The organism is Streptomyces sp. CC228A (genome assembly GCF_021390935.1).
Classification (GTDB): Bacteria; Actinomycetota; Actinomycetes; order Streptomycetales; family Streptomycetaceae; genus Streptomyces.
The window spans coordinates 210935-229164 of the sequence record NZ_JAJPUI010000010.1; the positions used below are offsets into that span (position 1 = coordinate 210935).

The 18230-nt window shown below is 75.9% G+C and carries 16 protein-coding genes and 2 pseudogenes; 8 read left to right on the forward strand and 10 right to left on the reverse strand.

The window, feature by feature from the left end; translation table 11 throughout:
- Nucleotides 1–33: 33 nt before the first annotated feature.
- Nucleotides 34–933, reverse strand: a complete 900-nt coding sequence (locus tag L6E17_RS25685; protein ID WP_236243071.1) for an NAD(P)-dependent oxidoreductase — start codon at nt 931–933, stop codon at nt 34–36.
- 126 nt (nt 934–1059) lie between these two features.
- Between L6E17_RS25685 and L6E17_RS25690 the strand changes: the two genes are divergently transcribed.
- From L6E17_RS25690 to L6E17_RS25705, 4 genes are all read left to right on the forward strand, one after another.
- Entirely contained in the window at nt 1060–1407 is a 348-nt protein-coding gene (locus L6E17_RS25690; protein WP_236243072.1) for a helix-turn-helix domain-containing protein, read from the forward strand.
- A gap of 432 nt (nt 1408–1839) precedes the next feature.
- Nucleotides 1840–2517 carry a DUF4360 domain-containing protein gene (locus tag L6E17_RS25695; RefSeq protein WP_374109145.1) on the forward strand — a complete coding sequence of 226 codons (678 nt, stop codon included), beginning with the start codon at nt 1840–1842 and terminating at the stop codon, nt 2515–2517.
- Between the two features lie 626 nt (nt 2518–3143).
- Nucleotides 3144–3719, forward strand: a complete 576-nt coding sequence (locus tag L6E17_RS25700; protein ID WP_236243073.1) for a hypothetical protein — start codon at nt 3144–3146, stop codon at nt 3717–3719.
- A gap of 271 nt (nt 3720–3990) precedes the next feature.
- Nucleotides 3991–4764 (forward strand): aminotransferase class IV family protein, encoded by a 774-nt coding sequence (locus L6E17_RS25705; RefSeq protein ID WP_236243074.1) that lies wholly within the window; start codon nt 3991–3993, stop codon nt 4762–4764.
- Between the two features lie 157 nt (nt 4765–4921).
- Here L6E17_RS25705 and L6E17_RS25710 read toward each other — a convergent pair whose 3' ends face one another.
- Nucleotides 4922–5938 (reverse strand): WD40 repeat domain-containing protein, encoded by a 1017-nt coding sequence (locus tag L6E17_RS25710; protein WP_236243075.1) that lies wholly within the window; start codon nt 5936–5938, stop codon nt 4922–4924.
- Nucleotides 5939–5998: 60 nt separating this feature from the next.
- Here L6E17_RS25710 and L6E17_RS25715 point away from each other — a divergent pair, with 60 nt between their 5' ends.
- Nucleotides 5999–6712, forward strand: coding sequence for a GDSL-type esterase/lipase family protein (locus L6E17_RS25715; protein WP_236243076.1), 714 nt, complete (start codon nt 5999–6001; stop codon nt 6710–6712).
- Nucleotides 6713–7014: 302 nt separating this feature from the next.
- Here L6E17_RS25715 and L6E17_RS31200 read toward each other — a convergent pair whose 3' ends face one another.
- Nucleotides 7015–7581 carry a hypothetical protein gene (locus L6E17_RS31200; protein WP_308315936.1) on the reverse strand — a complete coding sequence of 189 codons (567 nt, stop codon included), beginning with the start codon at nt 7579–7581 and terminating at the stop codon, nt 7015–7017.
- A complete protein-coding gene (locus L6E17_RS31205; protein WP_308315937.1) occupies nt 7563–7946 on the reverse strand; it encodes a helix-turn-helix transcriptional regulator in 384 nt (127 codons plus the stop codon). The genes L6E17_RS31200 and L6E17_RS31205 overlap by 19 nt, the downstream gene beginning before the upstream one ends.
- Before the next feature lie 171 nt (nt 7947–8117).
- Here L6E17_RS31205 and L6E17_RS25725 point away from each other — a divergent pair, with 171 nt between their 5' ends.
- Nucleotides 8118–9023, forward strand: coding sequence for an NADP-dependent oxidoreductase (locus L6E17_RS25725; RefSeq protein WP_236243077.1), 906 nt, complete (start codon nt 8118–8120; stop codon nt 9021–9023).
- 442 nt (nt 9024–9465) lie between these two features.
- On the opposite strand, the pseudogene L6E17_RS25730 reads toward L6E17_RS25725, so the two are convergent.
- From L6E17_RS25730 to L6E17_RS25740, 3 genes and pseudogenes are all read right to left on the reverse strand, one after another.
- A pseudogene (locus L6E17_RS25730) lies at nt 9466–10949 on the reverse strand (PTS transporter subunit EIIC); the annotation flags it as partial.
- A gap of 75 nt (nt 10950–11024) precedes the next feature.
- Nucleotides 11025–11966 carry an N-acetylmuramic acid 6-phosphate etherase gene (murQ, locus tag L6E17_RS25735; protein ID WP_236243078.1) on the reverse strand — a complete coding sequence of 314 codons (942 nt, stop codon included), beginning with the start codon at nt 11964–11966 and terminating at the stop codon, nt 11025–11027.
- 17 nt (nt 11967–11983) lie between these two features.
- Nucleotides 11984–12928: a MurR/RpiR family transcriptional regulator gene (locus tag L6E17_RS25740; protein ID WP_374109146.1), complete on the reverse strand. Its 945-nt coding sequence runs from the start codon at nt 12926–12928 to the stop codon at nt 11984–11986.
- Between the two features lie 57 nt (nt 12929–12985).
- On the opposite strand from L6E17_RS25740, the gene L6E17_RS25745 reads away from it, so the two are divergent.
- Both L6E17_RS25745 and L6E17_RS25750 read left to right on the forward strand, forming a co-directional pair.
- Nucleotides 12986–13342 carry a hypothetical protein gene (locus L6E17_RS25745; RefSeq protein WP_236243079.1) on the forward strand — a complete coding sequence of 119 codons (357 nt, stop codon included), beginning with the start codon at nt 12986–12988 and terminating at the stop codon, nt 13340–13342.
- A 153-nt stretch (nt 13343–13495) separates the two neighbouring features.
- Nucleotides 13496–13770 (forward strand): annotated as a pseudogene (locus L6E17_RS25750) (DUF4031 domain-containing protein).
- On the opposite strand, the gene L6E17_RS25755 reads toward L6E17_RS25750, so the two are convergent.
- The 3 genes from L6E17_RS25755 to L6E17_RS25765 all read right to left on the reverse strand — a co-directional run bounded on the left by L6E17_RS25755 (nt 13718) and on the right by L6E17_RS25765 (nt 18137).
- Nucleotides 13718–14971, reverse strand: coding sequence for a Cmx/CmrA family chloramphenicol efflux MFS transporter (locus L6E17_RS25755; RefSeq protein WP_236243115.1), 1254 nt, complete (start codon nt 14969–14971; stop codon nt 13718–13720). The pseudogene L6E17_RS25750 and the gene L6E17_RS25755 overlap by 53 nt on opposite strands.
- Before the next feature lie 149 nt (nt 14972–15120).
- The gene (locus L6E17_RS25760; RefSeq protein WP_374109147.1) at nt 15121–15789 is read right to left on the reverse strand and encodes a hypothetical protein; all 669 of its coding nucleotides are present in this window, start codon (nt 15787–15789) and stop codon (nt 15121–15123) included.
- Between the two features lie 50 nt (nt 15790–15839).
- Nucleotides 15840–18137, reverse strand: a complete 2298-nt coding sequence (locus L6E17_RS25765; RefSeq protein WP_236243082.1) for a cation-translocating P-type ATPase — start codon at nt 18135–18137, stop codon at nt 15840–15842.
- Nucleotides 18138–18230 lie beyond the last annotated feature (93 nt).

Sequence of the window (18230 nt, forward strand, 5' to 3'; positions counted from 1 at the left end):
TGCGTGCCGCGTCCCGCGCCGCCGCCCCGCGCCTCAGGAGGCGCCGGCGCGGTCGCCGGTGTCGAGGAGTTCCACCGCGCCGCTGAGGTCCTCATGGCCGTGGCCCGCCGCGACCCGGCGCTCCAGCAGGTCCAGGTAGGGCGCCAGCAGTTCGGGGCTGGTGCCCTGCTCGCGGGCCGTGCGCAGCAGCGTGGTGCCGCCAGCGGCCTGCATGGCGAGGTTGGAGACGACGCCCTTGGCGTAGTCGCCGCTCTGGAGCTGGTCGGCGGTCTGGTGGGCGAGGCCCGCCATCGCGCCGAGCCACGGCACCAGCAGGTCCGCGAACTCCTTGGGCGCGATGTCCTCCCCGCGGATGAGCGAGAAGGCGTGCAGGACCCCGCCGAACATGCCGTACATGGCGCTCAGCAGCGCCACGTCGTGCAGCGCGGCGAAGCCCGGGTCCTCGCCGACGTAGGTGGTGGCGGCAGGGACGGCCAGGGTCTCCCGGTGCTCCTCGAAGAGCGCCCGCGAACCGCTGTAGAAGACGTACGCGCCGGACTCCGGGGCGCCGATCATCGGCGGGACCGCCATGATGCCCGCGTCCAGGAACCGGGCGCCCGCGGCCTGCGCCCAGGCGGCCCTGGCCCGGCCTTCGGCGGGGGTGCCGGTGGTCAGGTTGACCAGGTCGCGGCCGGTCAGGTCGGCGCCGTCGAGGGTGTCGCCGAGGGACGCGTCGTCGAGCAGGCAGGCGACGACGAGCCGGTTCGCCGCCACCGCCTCGGCGGCGCCGGCGGCGACGGTCGCGCCGGCGGCCGCGAGGGCGGCGGTCCGGGCGGGGGTGCGGTTCCAGACGGTGACCCGGTGGCCGGCGGCCAGCCAGGCGCGGCCGAGAGCGGTGCCCATGTCGCCGGTGCCGAGCAGGGTGAGAGGAGGGCGGGAAGGAGTGTCAGTCATGCCGTTTAGGCTGGTCTGAGGCGTGCGAACGCTCAAGTACCCACTTGGAAGTGGGTGGTTACCTTCAGGGAAGCGTGCAGGCAGCGGCCGGCCCAGCACGGCGGGAGCGGCGGGAGGCGGGCGGAGATGGCGGTCATGCGGCGACCGGAGCCGTACACATGCGGTGTCGACGCGGCGATGGACGTGATCGCAGGCAAGTGGAAGGTCCTCATCCTCTGGGAGCTGCACAGCGCACCCCGCCGTTTCGGAGAGTTGCGCCGCCGCATCCCGGGCGTCACCGAGAAGGTGCTCACCTCCCACCTGAGGGAGATGGAGGCCCACGGCATCGTGCACCGCGAGGTGTACGACGAGGTGCCGCCCCGCGTCGAGTACTCGCTGACGCCCCGGGGGCAGGCCCTCAACACGGCGCTGGAGCCGCTGAACGCGTGGGGCGAGGAGCACGTCCTGGCCGGAGGACTGCCGCGGGCCGGCTGAAGACCCGCGGCAGTGGTACGGCCTCCGCCTCCGCTGACGACCCGCGGCAGTGGTACGGCCTCCGCCTCCGCTGACGACCCGCGGCAGCGGTACGGGCCTCCTCCTCGGCGACGGCCCGCGGCGGTGGTACGTGCCTCCTTCTCGGCTGACGACCCGCGCCCGCAGGCCGTACGGGCCTGGCGCACCCGCCGCCCCGGCCCCCGCCCGGCACTCCCCGCCCGGCACCCCGCCCCGCCGCGCTGCTTGCCCGCCTGCGGCGGGCGGGGGCGGCGAGCGGGGCCGATAAGCGACCTATCCAGCCGCCCGCGCGGTCCCTACGATCCGAAGCGTTCTCCGGTGCGGACAGAACGGCCCGAACCGGTTGAATGTTTGACATGTGCACGACCATCTCGGTTGAACCCCCCACTTCGACCGGCAACCGAACGGAGACCCGTGAACACGTCGAGAAGACCGCGCCGCGTGCTGGCCGCCTACGGATCCGGCACCGCCCTCCTCGCCACCGCCCTCCTCGCACCCGGCACGGCGGGGGCCGCCCCCAGCGGCATCACCGCCCCGCCCGGCAAGATCGTCATCGAGGTCGCGACGGTCAACGGCTCGGGCTGCCCCGCGGGTACGGCCGCCGTCGCCGTCGCCCCGGACAACACCGCCTTCACCGTCACCTACAGCGACTACCTCGCCCAGGTGGGCCCCGGCGCCAAACCGACCGACTTCCGCAAGAACTGCCAGCTCAGCCTGATCGTGCACGTGCCGCACGGCTTCACGTACGCGGTCGCCAGCGCCGACTACCGCGGCTACGCGCACCTGGAGAAGGGCGCGAACGCGATGCAGAAGGCCTCGTACTACTTCCAGGGCTCGTCCGACACGGCGGCCCGTACCCACGCCTTCCGCGGCCCGTTCGACAACAACTGGCAGGTGACCGACGAGACCGAGTGGGGCCAGCTCGTCTGGGCGCCCTGCGGGGTGAAGCGGAACTTCAACATCAACACCGAACTGCGGGTCGGCGCGGGCACGTCGGACCCGAAGAAGACCCACAGCTTCATCGCCATGGACTCCACGGACGGCGACATCAAGACGGTCTACAACCTCGCCTGGAAGGAGTGCCGCAAGTAGGGCGCGCCGCGCCGCTTCCCTGAACCGGCGGGCGGGCCCGCGTCCCCCCTTCGCGGGCCCGCCCGTCCCCGCGGCGGCGGGCCGTTCAGCACCCGAGGCGCTGGAAGCGGCGCACCGCCGACGGCAGGGCGACGGCCGTGATCACCGGCGGACACGGCCCCGCACGCCCCCTGACGACCCACCCGACAGCCGCGGCCCGGACCTCCTGATGGCCCACCCGGCGGGCGCGGCCGGGTGCGGGCCCGCAGGATCGGGTGGGGAATCCGCCGGACCGCAGCAGGAGGAACCCGTGCGCCTCGCACCCGCCCGTACCGCCCTGGCCGCCGCGGCGGCCGCCGTCACCGCCGCGGCCGCCGCGCTGCTCTGCACCCCTCCGGCGGAGGCCGCGCCGCCCCCGGCCCCGCCTCCGCGCCCGCCGCGACCGTCCCCGCCCCGGCGCCCGGCACCGCGGCCGCCCCCGCACGAGCCGGCCGCGCGGCGGCCGCCGGGGCGACCGTCTGCGCGCCCGCCGCGTCCCTGCGCACCGCCGACGGGCGGCCGGTCGCCGCCGGGCTGTGCGTGACCGCGGCCGGGGCGTCGATGACGGTGACCGCCTCCGCCGACTGCGCCTGCACGACCTCCGGCACGTGGACCGCGCGGCGCGGGAGGAGCCCGCGGGCTCCGGCACGCTCGGCTTCCGCGCCGCCTACCCGGGCCCCGGCACGTACGAGATCACCGCCGAGGTCCGCGTCGCGGACACCCGCCGCTCCGCCACCGCCACGGGCGCCGTCACCGGCACCTTCACCCTCGCCGCGCCCCTCCCCGAGGCGTCGCACCGCATCGAGGTCGCCCCGGCGGAGCTGCGCCCCGGGACGACGACCACGCTCACGTACACCGTCGAGCGGGTCGGCGACGACGGCGACGGCAGCGCCCGGCTCGGCCTGATCGGGGACGCGCCGACCGGCATCCGCCTGGCCTCGACGGACGTGCGCTGCGTCAACCCGCTGACCGGGCGCTACCCGTCGACGGACCGCTCCCCGCACGCCGTGGACTGCGCCCTCACCGACCTCCAGCCGGGCCGCCCCGCCACCGTCACCGTCCACGCCACCCTGCCGCCGGGCGCCCCCTGCTCCACGGTCGTCGCCAAGCTCGGCTACTGGACCCCGCGGGGGCAGCAGGTCGCGGGCGCGATGATCGACGGCCCCACGGTGACCTGCGGCTGACCCCCGGGGGCGGGCGGTCTGACGTTGGTGGCCACGGCCGTGATCACCTCCCACCGAAGAGGGGGGGAGGTGGTGCACCGACCGCGGACGGAGCTGTTCTCCCCACGCGTCAGCAAGGGCATGGCGGGAGCTCGTGCCACAGGGCTGCTGTCTGGACCGTCCCCCCGGAACGGCCTCCCACCGCACCAGGACCGAACTTTCACCGCACGTGGGTGGCACTGCAGCATCGTTCGCAGCGGGGATGTGCGAGCGAGGTGACACGCTGGCCCGCATGGCAGAACTCAACGGAGAACCGGTCGAGCCGGCCCAGCTTCAGAACCTGGCCCTGACCAACTACGGCCACTTCACGTCCATGCGCGTGGACGACGGGCGCGTGCGCGGCCTGTCTCTGCACATGGAGCGGCTTCAGCGCGACTGCCGAACGCTGTTCGGCACTGACCTCGACCCGGAGCGCGTACGCGAGCTGGCCAGGCGTGCCGCTCCTGCCACCGGATCGACCGCGGTCCGCGTCACCGTGTTCGACCCCAGCCTCGACCTGGGCCATCCGAACAAGGCCGACGACCCGCACATCCTGGTGACCTCCCGGCCGGCGGGCGCCCTTCCGCTCCCGCCGCTCAAGGTGCGGTCGACGACCTACGTACGCGACGTACCGAGCGTCAAGAGCGTCGGCCTCTTCGCAGCCCTGCACCACCGCAGGCAGGCCCAGCTGCACGGATTCGACGACGCCCTCTTCATCGACCAGGAGGGCGTGATCTCGGAGGGAGGCACCTGGAACATCGGCTTCTTCGACGGAAGCCGAGTGATCTGGCCGAATGCCGACTGCCTCGTCGGTGTGACCATGGACCTCCTGAAAGCGACGCACGACCACGAAACCCGCTCACTCCGCTTGGACGACCTGACGAACATGCGAGCCGCATTCGCCACCAACGCGGCCATCGGCGTCCGTGCCGTCAGTGCGATCGACGGAGTCGAGCTGCCCGCATCCCACGCGATCATCGACACGCTCCGCAAGGAGTACATGGAGATCGAGTGCGACGTGTTGTAGCACTCCGCACCCGGGGCTCACTGTCTGGCGGGAGTCGCGCAGCGGAAGCGAGGTCCAGCTCGGGACCTGATCGCCAGGTCCGGGTCGGCGCGGGTTGCTCAAGCGCCGCACGGCCGAGCCGACGCCGACGCCCGGGGCCGGGCGCAGCAGTCCCGGCTCAGTCGCCCGTGCGTCCGCGGCGCAGGCGGCGTGCGCCGAAGAGCAGGGCAGCGGCCAGCGCGACCACGCCGAGGGTGAGGCCCGTGCCGCTGCCGCCGTCGTCGGCGCCGGTGGCGGTGGCGCCGCCGGGGCCGGACGGGCCGCCGGTCGCGTCCGTGCCGCCGCCGGCCGGGGCGGACGGCGCCGCGCCGGTGCCTTCCACCGGCACCCGCACCACCCTGCTCTGCGCGCCCTCGCTGCCGAACAGCAGCGCCGACCCGTCCGCCGTGTACGTCACGGACTCCGACTGCGGCTGGATCGGCCCCCGTACGCGCTCGTCGGCGCCGAGCCGCCCGTCCTTCCACGCGTAGCTGCGGGCGCTGAAGTAGGAGCGCAGCACCAGCCGCGTCCCGTCCGGGGAGAAGGCCCCGTCGGTCACCCACGGCACCTCGCCGACGCGCCGGAACACGTTGCGGCCCTGCGCGCTGAGCCGGGCGGGCCCCTCGTAGAGGCCGCCGCCCTCCTCGTTCTTGGACGCGATGTACACCCGCCCCGTCTTGGGGTGCACCATCAGCGCCTCGGCGTCCCGGGGCCCGTCCTCGTACGTCACCGTGTACTGGACGGCGTCCACGGACTGGTCGCGCAGCCGCTCCGGCTCCTTGAACCGGTAGATCCACACATACGGCCACGACCCGTTGAGGTTGTCGCCGATGTCCCCCACGTACACGTGCCCGTCGGGCCCCACCGACACCGCCTCCATGTCGCGGGGCTTGCCGACGCCGCGCAGGGTGACGGTCGCGACGGTCTCGCCGGTGCGGGAGTCGACGGCGAAGACCCGGGGCTCGTCCTGGTCGTTGTGGGTCCAGTAGACGCCCGGGTGGGCGCGGCTCGCGGCGAGCCCGCTGGACTCGGTGATGCGCGGGTCCTTCAGCGTGAACCCGTCGCCGTCGGCACCGGCGGCGGGAGGCGCGAGGAGCAGCGGGCCGGCGAGGGCGGCGGCGACGGCGGCCGGGACCGCACGGGAGGCGAGGCGCATGCCTCCCAGTGTCCATGGTCACGTGGCGTTCCGGCCCGTTGACCGGCCATGATGGCGCGCATGCGTCCCAGTTTCCTGTTCGTCGGCGACTCCATGACCATCGGGAGCGCGGGCGAGTACACCTGGCGCTACCGCATGTGGCAGCACCTCCGGGCGTCCCTCGGGCCCGGCGGGTTCAGCATCGTGGGGCCGCGCACGGCGCTGTACGACGTGGAGGCCGACGCCGCCGTCTCGTCCGCGTACGCCGACCCGGCGTTCCCGCCGGAGGCGCGGCGCCACCTGGCGGGCTGGGGCGAGGGCTGGGTGCACATGGCGCCGCTCGTCGAGGAGGCGGTGGCGGTGTCCGGCGCGGACGTGCTGCTGGTGTCGCTGGGCCTGATCGACCTGGGTTTCTACACGAACAGCGCGCAGACGGCGGACAACGCGCGGGCGTTCCTCGCGTCCGCGCGCGCCGCGAACCCTCGCGTCCGTGCGGTCCTGCTCCCGGTGCTGCCCAACATCCGCGCGGAGAAGGACCCGTCGTTCGCGGCGGAGTGCGCCCGCTTCAACGCCCTGCTGGCGCAGGCGGTGCAGGACCTGCACCGGCCGGAGTCCCCGCTGGTGATGGCCGCCGCCCCGGACCCGTACGACCTGCGGACCGACACCTACGACGGCACCCATCCCAGCGCGTCGGGCGAGCACAAGGTGGCCGCAGCCTTCGCCGACGCCCTGTACGCGGCGTGGGGGTGGGGCGGTCCGTACCGGCGGGGCGCGCACCTCCCGGCCGGGGCCTGACTCCTCCTCCGGGGCCTGAATCCTCGTCGGGGGCCTGAACCCTCGTCCGGGGCCCGGCCACCCGTCTGCGGCCTGCCCCCTCGTCTGCGGCCTGCCCCCTCGTGCGGGTGCGGGACTCGACCGGTCGCGCCGGGGCCGGGTTCCCGCCGTCGCCGCCCAGGCGCGAGGTGGCGCCGCCGTCCGGCGGGGCGGGGTCCCGCGTCGCCGCCCCGTGCTCCGGCCGTCTCCCGCCGTCGCCGTCCGGCGATCCGCGTCCCGCCCTCGCCGTCACTGTCGCCGTTCGGCGGGACGCGCGGCCGCGCTCAGCCGCCGTGGCCGGCGCCCCGGCCGCCGGAGTCCGCCGACGGGACGAACGCGCCCGGCACCTGGCGGCCGGGCGGCGGAGCGTCCGCCGGGCAGGGGGTCGTCCAACTCCCCAGCAGCCGCAGCGCCGCGTCCGCGCGGGCGTCGGGCGCGGTGAACACGACGAGGGACAGGCCCTCGTCGCCGGGCAGGTCGAGCGTCTCGTACGCGAGGGGGAAACCGCCGACCACCGGGTGCCGGAACTCCTTCGTGCCGTACGTCTTCTCCGCGACCTCCCGCGCCGCCCACAGCGCGCGGAACTCGGCGCTCCGGGGGGTGAGTTCGGCGACCAGGCGGAGCAGTGCGGGCTCCTGGGGGCGGCGGCCCGCGGCGTAGCGCAGGAACCCGACCGTCTGGCGGGCCACCTCGTCCCAGTGCGGGTAGAGCTGCCGCGCCCCGGGGTCGAGGAAGACCTGCCGCGCCAGATTGGGAGGCAGCCGCTCCCGGTCGGGGGCGGCGACGAGCGCGCGGGCCAGGTCGTTGGCCGCGAGGACGTCCATGGCCGGGTTCAGGACGTACGCGGGCACGGCACCGACCGCCGCCACCAGGCGCCGCAGGTTCTCCCGTACGGCGCCGGACGGGGCTGCGGGGCCGCGGTGGCGGGCGCGCCGGCCCGGACGCCGCGGGCGAGGTCCCGCAGGTGGGCCTGCTCGGCGGGGTCGAGGCGCAGCACGCGGCCCAGTGCGGCGAGCACGGCGTCCGAGGGGTTGCGGGCGCGGCCCTGCTCCAGCCGGGTGTAGTAGACGAGGCTGACGCCCGCGAGTTCGGCGACCTCCTCGCGGCGCAGCCCCGCGACCCTGCGCCGGCCGCGGTCGGGCAGTCCGGCCGCCGGCGGGGTGACCCGGGCCCGGCGGGACCGCAGGAACCCGCCGAGTTCGCTGGGTGCGTTCATGCCCACCAGTATCGGTGCGCCGCGGCCGTCCCCGAGGGGGGTACCGGCGGGGTAATGGTTCGGCGCGCCGGCTGCCGGGAGGGTGGGGGCAGGTGCGAGGGCACCATCCCCGCCGGTGCCGGACCGCTCCGGCGGCGGGGCGGTTCGTGCGACGACATGGCGGGAGCATTCATGCGTGCGGTGGTCTTCTCTCAGTACGGCGACGAGAGCGTTCTGGAGCTCGTGGAGCGCCCCGCGCCCGTACCGGCGGCCGGGGAGCTGCTGGTGGAGGTCAGGGCGGCGGGGGTGAACCCGGTGGACTGGAAGCACCGCGAGGGGGCGGTGCGCAGCGACCGGCCGTTCCCGCTCGGCATGGGCTGGGACATCGCGGGCGTGGTCCGCGCCACCGTCCCCGGGGGGCCCGCGGTGGGCGAGGAGGTGTACGGGATGCTGCCGCTGCCGTACGGGGCGGCCTACCAGGAGCTGACCGCGATCCCCGCGTCGGCGGTGGCGCCGAAGCCGGCCGGCCTGTCGTGGGCGCAGGCCGCGGCCGTGCCGCTGGCCGGGCTGACGGCGTGGCAGGCCCTGGAGGCGGCCGGGGCCGGCGCCGGGCAGCGGGTGCTGGTGCACGCGGGTGCGGGCGGGGTCGGCCACTTCGCCGTGCAGTTCGCGAAGCACCTGGGGGCGCACGTCACGGCCACCGCTTCGGGGCGGAACGTGGAGTTCCTGCACCGCCTGGGTGTGGACGAGCCGGTGGACCGCACCGTGGTGGACCCGGCGGACCTGAAGCCGTTCGACATGGTCCTGGACACCGTCGGCGGCCCCGTGCAGGCCGCGTCGTGGGGAATGCTGCGGGACGGCGGCACGCTCATCACGCTGCCGGAGCCGGTGGACGAGGCGCACCGCGTGCCGGGAGTCGCGGCGCGCCGCGTCATCGTGGCGCCCGACGGCGAGGCGCTGCGGCGGATCGGCGCCCTCGTCGACGCCGGGGCGGTGCACGTGGAGGTGCAGGAGGTCCTGCCGCTGGAGGAGGCGGCGCGGGCCCACCGGCTCAGCGCGGACGGCCGGGTCCGCGGCAAGCTCGTCCTGGCCCTCTGAGGCCGGGGCCCGCACGGCGCGCCCCGGCACCCATGGCGGGCCGTTTCCCACGGGCGGGCCGGTCCCGGGACGTTTCGCAGGGGCGGGTCGGGTCCGCGTCCGGGCCGGCCGGTTCTCGGGGGCGGCGGAGCGGGTCGGGTCCGCGCCCGGGCCGGCCGGTTCTCGGAGGCGGTGGGGCGGGTCGGGTCCGCGTCCGGGCCGGCCGGTTCTCGGAGGCGGCGGAGCGGGTCGGGTCCGCGCCCGGGCCGGCCGGTTCTCGGAGGCGGCGGGGCGGGTCGGGTCCGCGTCCGGGCCGGCCGGTTCTCGGAGGCGGTGGGGCGGGTACGTTCCGGCGGCGGCCTCCCGTCAGCGGGGCCGCCGCCCGGCGCCGCCCTCCGCCGGGGTGTCCTGCGGGGCCTCCCCGCGCGGGGCGGCCGCGGGCGGCACTGCCCCGCACGCCGCCGTCCGCCCCGGCATCAGCCCGCGCCGCACCGCCCTCCGCCGCCTCACCGTGCGCTGCCCCGCCCTCCGCGGGTAGGCCCTCCGCCACCCCGCCCTCCGCCGGTCCGGCCTGGGGCGTGGCGCCCGTCGCCGGTACGCCCCGCAGCCCCCAGAGGTACGTCGCGGCGAAGCCGCCGCGTACCCGGCGAGCAGGCCAGCGCCGTACGCGGCGACCGTCGCCAAGGGCCCTCCGGGGCCGGCGAGCAGGGGGAACAGCGCCCAGCCGGACGGGCCGATCGCCGTCGAGCCGACCGTGTGGCCCCACATGCCGAACAGGCCGACCACTCCGCCGCCGACCGCGCCGCCCAGGCACGCCGTCACGAACGGGCGGCCGAGCGGCAGGGTCACGCCGTAGATCAGCGGTTCCCCCACGCCCAGCAGCCCGGCGGGCAGCGCGGACCTGATGGTGCGGCGCATCGCCGTGTCGTGGCGCAGCCGCACGTACACCGCGGCCGCCGCACCCACCTGGCCCGCGCCCGCCATCGCCAGCACGGGCAGCAGCACCGTGTGGCCCTGCTGCTCGATGAGCGTGGCGTGCAGCGGGATCAGCGCCTGGTGCAGGCCCAGCATCACCAGCGGCAGGAACAGCCCGCCCAGGACGAAGCCCGCGACCGCGCCGCCGTGGGCGAGGAGGCGGTCCGCGGCCGTGCCGATCGCTTCGGCCGCCTCCCCCGCCGCGTACATCAGGCCGTACACCGTGGCGAGGCCCGCGACGAGGACCGTCAGCGTGGGCGTGACGAGGACGTCGACGGCCTCCGGGACGTGGCGGCGGCACCAGCGCTCCACGCGGGTGGCGAGGAACGCCGCCGCCAGCGCGCCGAGGACCCCGCCCTGGCCCGGCCTGAGCTCCTGCCCGAACACCTCGATGCGGGACACCCCGGCGTAGACGACGACGGCCGCGACCGCGCCGCCCAGCACCGGTGTCCCGCCGAACTCCTTGGCCGTGTTGGCCCCGACGAAGACCGCGATCAGCGCCATGAAGCCGGAGGAGACGGCCGTGAGGGCGGGGGTCAGCCCGGGGAGCCAGCCCAGGTTCGCCAGCAGGCCGTTGAGGCCCGCGACGACCCCGCAGCCGATGAGCGCCGGGATCAGCGGCACGAAGATGTTCGCGACGCGGCGCAGGAGCAGCTTGAACGGCTTGGCGTTGCGGGCCCGCTGGGCCTCCTTCAGGGCCGCCGGGGTGACGAGCGCCTCGAACTCGCGGGTCACCTTCGCCACCGCGCCGGGCCCGAGGACGAGCTGGTACGACCCCGACGCCGCCTCCTCCACCACGCCCAGCACCGCCGGGTGGGCCCGCGCCTCCTCGTCGCGGACGAGGGACCGGTCCCGGAGGGTGAGGCGCAGGCGGGTCATGCAGTGGGTGACCGCCGCGACGTTGGCGGCCCCGCCGACGAGGGGGAGCAGCTCCGCGGCGGTCCGTCTGTGGGCTTCCTCTGTCGTCGTCATGGGCCTCTCACCGTGCTCGTACGGGTCGGGGGGCGGCCGCGGTGCCGCAGGGGGCGGCCGCGGTGCTCGTACGGGTCAGGGGGCGGCCGCGGCGGCGAGCGCGGCGCGCAGGTGTCCGCCGTGGGCGGCGAGCAGGCGGGCGGCCGTGGCGGCGTCGACTCCGCCGAGCAGCACGAGGATCGCGTGCTTGACCTCGCCGCCCGTCGCGGCGAGGGCCTCCGCCGTCTCCGCGTCGGACGCGCCGGTGGCCTGGGCGACGAGGCGGTGGGAGCGGGCCCGCAGCTTGTCGTTGGTGGCGCGCACGTCGACCATGAGGTTCCCGTACGTCTTGCCGAGCCGGATCATGGTGATCGTCGAGATCATGTTGAGCACCAGCTTCTGGGCGGTGCCCGCCTTCAGGCGGGTGGAGCCGGTGACGAACTCCGGCCCGACGACGACCTCGATCGCGTGGTCGGCGGCCGCGGCGAGGGCGCTGCCCGGGTTGCAGGCCAGGCCGACCGTCAGGGCCCCCAGGTCGCGTGCGTACGCGACGGCGGCGAGGACGTAGGGGGTGCGGCCGGAGGCGGAGACGCCGACGACGGTGTCGGCGTCGGTGAGCTCCAGGGCCTTGAGGTCGGCGTGGGCGAGGTCGGCGGAGTCCTCGGCGCCCTCCACGGAGCGGACGAGCGCGGCGGGCCCGCCCGCGACCAGGCCGACGACCTGGGAGGGGTCCGTGTTGAAGGTGGGCGGGCACTCGCTGGCGTCGAGCACGCCGAGCCGCCCGGCGGTGCCCGCGCCCGCGTAGACGAGCCGCCCGCCGCGGGCCATGCGGTCCGCGACGGCGTCGACGGCGGCGGCGATGCTCGGCAGCTGGGCCGCGACGGCGGCGGGCACGGCCTGGTCCCCGGCGTTCATGGCGCGGGCGATGTCGAGGGTGGGCCGGGTGTCGACATCGGCCAGGTCGGGGCGGAACCCCTCGGTGGTGAGGGTGTCCAGGTGGCTGCGGAGGGCGGCGGCGTCGGTCGCCGGGTCGGTCATGTCGGCTCCTTACGTGCTCACCTGCTGGTACGGGGGCGGGGGGCCGCCCTGCGGTGGGCGAGGGCCTCGTACGACGCGGCGAGCGCGGGCGCGGCCGCCGCGTACGTGCGCTGGCAGACCCCGGTGAACAGGCAGTCCACGACGAGGAGCTGGCTGGTGCGGGACGCCATGGCGGCGGGTCTCAGCTCGGTCTCCCGGGCCGTGGACGTGGTGAGGACGTGGTCGGCGCACCGGGCGACGGGCCCGTCGGGGCGGCCGGTGAGGGCGATGGTGGTCGCGCCCCGGTCGAACGCGGCCCGCAGCGGCTCGATGACGTCGCTGGTGGCGCCCGAATGGGTGACGGCCACGGCGACGTCGCCCGGGCGGAGCTGCACGGCGCTGGTCACGGCGAGGTGCGGGTCGCTGTGCGCCTGCGCGACCAGCCCGATGCGCGACAGCTTCTGCGCCAGGTCGTGGGCGACCAGGGCGGAGGCGCCGACGCCGTACAGGTCGGTGCGCCGGGCGGCGGCGACCGCGGCGACGGCGGCGGCGAGCTGGGCGGTGTCGAGGGCGGCGGCGGTGTCGGCGAGGGTCTGCTGCTCCTCGCGGGCCAGCTTGGCGACGACGTCCTCCAGCGGGTCGTCGACGGCGATGTCCGCGGTGAGCGCGGGGGCGCGGCCGGAGCGGCGCTGGGCGGCGAGCCCGGCGAGGGCGAGCCGCAGGTCGCGGTAGCCGGAGTAGCCGAGGGCGCGGGCGGTGCGGACCACGGTGGCCTCGCTGGTGGAGGTCAGCTCGGCGAGACCGGTGACCGTGAGGGCGGCGCACCCGGCCGGGTCGGCGGCGACGGCTTCGGCGACGCGCTGCATGGAGCGGGTCATGGAGGGGGCGAGGGTGCGCACCTTGGCGGCGAGGACGTCGGGCGCGGCACCGACGGGGAGGCCACCGGACCCCGTGATGAAAGTTTCCTTCGCCTTGTCGGTCACATCCGAAACGTATTTTCAGCGATGGTGACCGTCAACCCCGCGGGTCAGAATGGCTGCATGAGCAACCCGGACACCCTGGAGCAGGCGCTGCACGCCGCCCGCGCGCTGGTCCTCGCGGACCTGACCGCCCGGGAGGTGGCCGAGGCGGAGATCGTGTCGCTGGTGGAGGACGCGGTGGCCCAGCGCCGCTGGTGGGTGGAGCAGTGGCCGGACGGGGTGACGTTCGTGGCCGGGCTGGTCGCGCAGGACGTGCAGGACGCGCTGCTGGAGCGGTACGGGCGGTGGCCGCTGTGCCCGGTGTGCGACAGCGGCGACCCGCACGCCCTGGACGTGGAACCGGAGCTCGGCCCGGACCCGCACTGGGTGTGCGGCCGGGCGGGCGTGGTGGTCGCCCCGGTGGGGAGCCTGCGGTGACGGGGGCGGCGGAGCCTGCGGTGACGCGGGCGGCAGCGGAGTCTGCTGTGACGCGGGCGGCGGAGCCTGCGGTGACGCGGGCGGCGGAGCCTGCGGTGACGCGGGCGGCACCGGCCGCGGGCGCGGCGGGGGTCGTGCGGCGGGTCGTGCGGCGTGACGCTCTACATCGACCCCCGAACTGGCCCGGCCACGGACGCATGTGGTCGCATCTGATCAGCGACGTGTCGTTCGAGGAGCTGCACGCGGCGGCCGCCGCGCTCGGCGCTCCGCCGCACGCCTTCGACGGCGACCACTACGACATCCCGTCGACCCGCTACGCCGACGCGGTGGCGGCGGGCGCGGTCGAGGTGGGTTCGAAGGAGCTGGTGCGGCTGCTCACCGCCGCGGGGCTGCGCCGCCCGAAGCGCCGTCCGGCACCGCGTCCCTGAGCCCCGCCCCGCCCGCTGCCGCGGCGCCCATGACCACCCGGCTCGGCGCGCCGCGCTCCCGCGACTGCCGCCGCAGCGCGACGGCCACCAGCGCCAGGGCGGCCAGGGTCATGGCGGCACCGGCCCACGCGGGGGCGCGGTAGCCGAGGCCCGCGTCGATGACGAGCCCGCCGAGCCACGGGCCGCCGGTGTTGCCGAGGTTGAACGCCGCGGTGGCGGTGGCCCCGGCGAGGGTGGGGGCGGCCCCGGCGACCTGGAACATCCGCGCGTTCAGGGCGGGCGCGGTGAAGAAGGCGGCGACGCCGACGAGGAACGACACGGCGACGGCGACGACCGGGCTGCCGCCGAGCAGGCCCAGCAGTGCGAGCAGCACCGTCGCGGCCGCGGTGCCGCTGAGCAGCACCCCGAAGAGGTGCGCGTCGGCCAGGCGGCCGCCGAGCGCCGTGCCGAGGAGCGCACCGGCCCCGAACAGCGCCAGCACGCCGGGCACCCAGCCGGAGGCGAGTCCGGCGACGTCGGTGAGGAGCGGCGCGAGGTACGAGAACGCCCCGAAGACCCCGCCCGCCGTGCAGGCGGTGAAGGCCACGGCGAGCCACACCTGCCGGTCCCGGTAGACGGCGAGTTCGCGGCGCAGCTCGGGCTTCCGGTCGGGGAGCGGCAGGTGCGGGACGCGGGTGAGGACCCCGGCGAGGGCGACGGCGGAGGCGGCGCCGACGGCCCAGAACGCGGACCGCCAGCCGAAGTGCTCGCCGAGGAAGGCGCCCGCGGGGACGCCGAGCACGTTGGCGACGGACAGGCCGCCGATCATGACGGCCATGGCGCGGGCGCGGGAGCCCTGGTCCACCATGGCGACGGCGACGGACGCGCCGAGGGCCCAGAACCCCGCGCAGGCCAGTGCGCTGACGACCCGTGAGGCGAACAGCACCTCGTACGTGGGGGCGAGGGCGCCCGCGACCTGTCCGAGGCCGAAGACGGCGAGGAGGGCGAGGAGGGTCGCCTTGCGGGGCAGCCGCAGTGTCGCCACGGCGAGGAGCGGCGCGCCGACGACCATGCCGATGGCGAACGCCGAGACGAGCAGTCCGGCCTTCGGGATGGACACGTCCATGTCGCCGGCGATGGCCGGCAGCAGCCCGGACAGCATGAACTCGCTGGTTCCGAGGGCGAAGACGGACAGGCCGAGGATGTACACGGCGACCGGCATACGGCCCCCGCGGGAAGCAGGAGTGGCGGGAGCGGCGGCTTCTGCGGCTTCGGCGGGGGAAGCGGTGGCGCGGGGGGAGGCGGACGGATCGGGCTGGTCATCGGTGGGCATGACAGTCGCCAACACCGGCCGCGCCAGATGCATTCCTGCTACACGGAAAGCTGCCCCAGCTCGGCGCGCAGGTTGCGCCGGGCCGCGTCCTCCCAGTGCTCCGCGCCGTACGGGGTGCGGAACAGCCGTTCCAGAGCCAGCAGTTGCCGCAGCACCGCGGCCCGCCCGGCGCGGAACGCGTCGTCCGGCACGAAGCCGTACTCCTCGCGGACGGCGGCCGCGTACGCCGCGTACCGCTCCGGCTCGGAGGCGAGGACGGCGAGGTCGGCGTCGCACAGGACCTCGCCGTCCCGGTCGCCGGGGGCGGGGTCGTGGGTGACGGTGAGCCGGACGAGCCGGGCGACCTCCGCCGTACGGGACGGGGCGACGCCCAGTTCGGGCAGGGCGAGTTCGGCGAGGCGGGCGCTGCGCTCCTCGTTGGTGGACCGGTCCGGCAGGTAGTACGCGTCGTGGAACCAGGCGGCGAGCTGCACGGCGGCGAGGTCCTCGGCGTGCCCGGCCAGTTCGTCGACCCGGCGCAGGACGGCGAGCAGGTGGTCCGTGGTGTGGTAGCGGCGCTGCGGCTCGGCCCAGCGGCGCAGCAGCTCGCGGGCGTACCGGTCGGCCTCCGGGGCCCGGCCGGCGGCCCGCTGCACGGTGTCCACCCAGCGGCGGACGAGTGCGTCGTGGGCGGGGTGCTCGGGCGACTCACGTGGCATGGACGCCATTGTGCCCCCGGGGCGCGGCAGGGCGCTCCGGGGGCACGGCGGCCGGTGGTTCAGGCGGCGGCCTTGAATCCCCGCAGCCGCAGGCTGTTGCCGACGACGAAGACGGACGAGAAGGCCATCGCCGCGCCCGCGATCATCGGGTTCAGCAGGCCGGCCACGGCGAGCGGCAGGGCGGCGACGTTGTAGGCGAAGGCCCAGAAGAGGTTGCCCTTGATGGTGGCGAGGGTGCTCCGGGAGAGCCGGATCGCGTCGGCGGCGGCCCGCAGGTCGCCCCGTACCAGGGTCAGGTCGCCGGCCTCCATGGCCGCGTCGGTGCCGGTGCCCATGGCGAGGCCCAGGTCGGCCTGGGCGAGGGCGGCGGCGTCGTTGACCCCGTCGCCGACCATGGCGACGCTGCGTCCTTCGGCCTGGAGCCGCCTGACCACGTCGACCTTGTCCTCGGGCATGACCTCCGCGATGACGTGGGCGGCGTCGATGCCGACCTCGCGGGCCACGGCGTCGGCGACGGTCCGGTTGTCGCCGGTGAGCAGGATCGGGGTGAGCCCGAGGGCGCGCAGCCTGCGGACGGCTTCGGCGCTGGTGTCCTTGACCGCGTCGGCGACCTCCAGGACGGCGCGGGCCTCGCCGTCCCAGGCGACGGTGACGGCGGTGCGGCCGGAGCGCTCCGCGGCCTCCTTGGCGCGGGCGAGGTCCTCGGGCAGCTCGATGGCCCACTGGGCGAGCAGCTTCTCGCGGCCCACGAGGACCGCGTGCCCGTCGACGACGCCCTGGACGCCGAGCCCGGGGACGTTCACGAAGTCCTCGGGGTCGGGGAGGGTGCCGGTCTGCTCGGCGGCCCCGGCGGCGACGGCCTGGGCGACGGGGTGTTCGGAGGCGTGCTCCAGGGCCCCGGCGAGCCGCAGCACCTCGTGCTCGGTGGTGGAGGCGGCGGGGTGCACGGCGAGCAGGGTCATCCGGCCGGTGGTGACCGTGCCGGTCTTGTCGAGGACGATGGTGTCGGCCTTGCGGGTGGTCTCCAGGACTTCCGGGCCCTTGATGAGGATGCCGAGCTGGGCGCCCCGCCCGGTGCCGACCATGAGGGCGGTCGGGGTGGCGAGTCCGAGGGCGCACGGGCAGGCGATGATCAGTACGGCGACGGCGGCGGTGAACGCGGCGGTCAGTCCGGCGCCGAGCGCGAGCCACCCGCCGAGGGTGGCGAGGGCCAGCAGGATCACGACCGGCACGAACACCGCGGAGATGCGGTCGGCGAGCCGCTGCGCGGCGGCCTTGCCGTTCTGGGCGTCCTCGACGAGCTTGGCCATGCGGGCCAGCTGGGTGTCGGCGCCGACGCGGGTGGCCTCGACGACGAGGCGGCCCCCGGCGTTGAGGGTGGCGCCCGCGACCGGGTCGCCGACGGCGACCTCGACCGGCACGGATTCGCCGGTGAGCATGGAGGCGTCGACGGCGGAGGAGCCCTCGACGACGGTCCCGTCGGTGGCGATCTTCTCGCCGGGCCGGACGAGGAACCGGTCGCCGACGCGCAGGTCGGCGGTCGGGACGAGCTGCTGCCGCCCGTCGCGCAGGACGGTCACCTCCTTGGCTCCGAGCTCCAGCAGGGCCCGCAGGGCGGCCCCGGCCTTCCGCTTGGAGCGGGCCTCGAAGTAGCGCCCGGCGAGGAGGAAGGCGGTGACGCCGGCGGCGGCCTCCAGGTAGATGTTCCCGGCGCCCCCGCCGCGGGAGACGGCGAACGTGAACGGGTGCGACATGCCGGGCATGCCGGCCGTACCGAAGAACAGCGCCCACAGGGACCAGAGGAAGGCCGCGGAGGTGCCGACCGAGATCAGCGTGTCCATGGTGGCGGCGCCGTGCCGGAGGTTGGTCCAGGCGGCGCGGTGGAACGGCCAGCCGGCGTAGACGACGACGGGTGCGGCGAGGGTCAGCGAGAGCCACTGCCAGTACGTGAACTGGAGCGGCGGGATCATCGCCATGGCGATGACGGGTACGGACAGGACGACGGCGGTGACGAGCCGCCCGCGCAGCGCCGTGAGCTCGGGGTCGTCCTCGGCGGCGTCGCCCTGCGCCCCGCCGGCGGTGGGGCTCGGCGCGGGCGGCTCGGGTTCTCGGGCGGTGTAGCCGGTGGCCTCGACGGTGGCGATGAGGTCCTGCACGGAGACGTCGGCGCCGCGGTAGGCGACCTTGGCCTTCTCCGTGGCGTAGTTCACGGTCGCCTCGACGCCGTCCATGCGGTTGAGCTTCTTCTCGATGCGGGCCGCACAGGAGGCGCAGGTCATGCCGCCGATGGCCAGCTCGACCTCGGCGGTGGCGCCGGTGCCCGCGGCGGGCGTGGATGCGGTCGCGTGGCTGCTCATGACTGCGCGCTCCTTGGTCGCTCGGTCTTCACTATACCCCGAGGGGGTAACCATGTCGGACTTCTGTATACCCCATGGGGGTATCGACGGCCA

Bases quoted from the DNA above. Each gene is read 5' to 3' on its own strand.
- L6E17_RS25755 (WP_236243115.1), bottom strand. From the start codon at position 14,971: ATGCCGGTCGCCGTGTACATCCTCGGCCTGTCCGTCTTCGCCCTCGGA.
- murQ (WP_236243078.1), bottom strand. From the start codon at position 11,966: ATGACCGACCCGGCGACCGACGCCGCCGCCCTCCGCAGCCACCTGGAC.
- L6E17_RS25765 (WP_236243082.1), bottom strand. From the start codon at position 18,137: ATGAGCAGCCACGCGACCGCATCCACGCCCGCCGCGGGCACCGGCGCC.
- L6E17_RS25760 (WP_374109147.1), bottom strand. From the start codon at position 15,789: ATGGCGTCCATGCCACGTGAGTCGCCCGAGCACCCCGCCCACGACGCA.
- L6E17_RS31205 (WP_308315937.1), bottom strand. From the start codon at position 7,946: ATGAACGCACCCAGCGAACTCGGCGGGTTCCTGCGGTCCCGCCGGGCC.
- L6E17_RS25745 (WP_236243079.1), top strand. From the start codon at position 12,986: ATGAGCAACCCGGACACCCTGGAGCAGGCGCTGCACGCCGCCCGCGCG.
- L6E17_RS25690 (WP_236243072.1), top strand. From the start codon at position 1,060: ATGGCGGTCATGCGGCGACCGGAGCCGTACACATGCGGTGTCGACGCG.
- L6E17_RS25715 (WP_236243076.1), top strand. From the start codon at position 5,999: ATGCGTCCCAGTTTCCTGTTCGTCGGCGACTCCATGACCATCGGGAGC.
- L6E17_RS25710 (WP_236243075.1), bottom strand. From the start codon at position 5,938: ATGCGCCTCGCCTCCCGTGCGGTCCCGGCCGCCGTCGCCGCCGCCCTC.
- L6E17_RS25725 (WP_236243077.1), top strand. From the start codon at position 8,118: ATGCGTGCGGTGGTCTTCTCTCAGTACGGCGACGAGAGCGTTCTGGAG.
- L6E17_RS25705 (WP_236243074.1), top strand. From the start codon at position 3,991: ATGGCAGAACTCAACGGAGAACCGGTCGAGCCGGCCCAGCTTCAGAAC.
- L6E17_RS25685 (WP_236243071.1), bottom strand. From the start codon at position 933: ATGACTGACACTCCTTCCCGCCCTCCTCTCACCCTGCTCGGCACCGGC.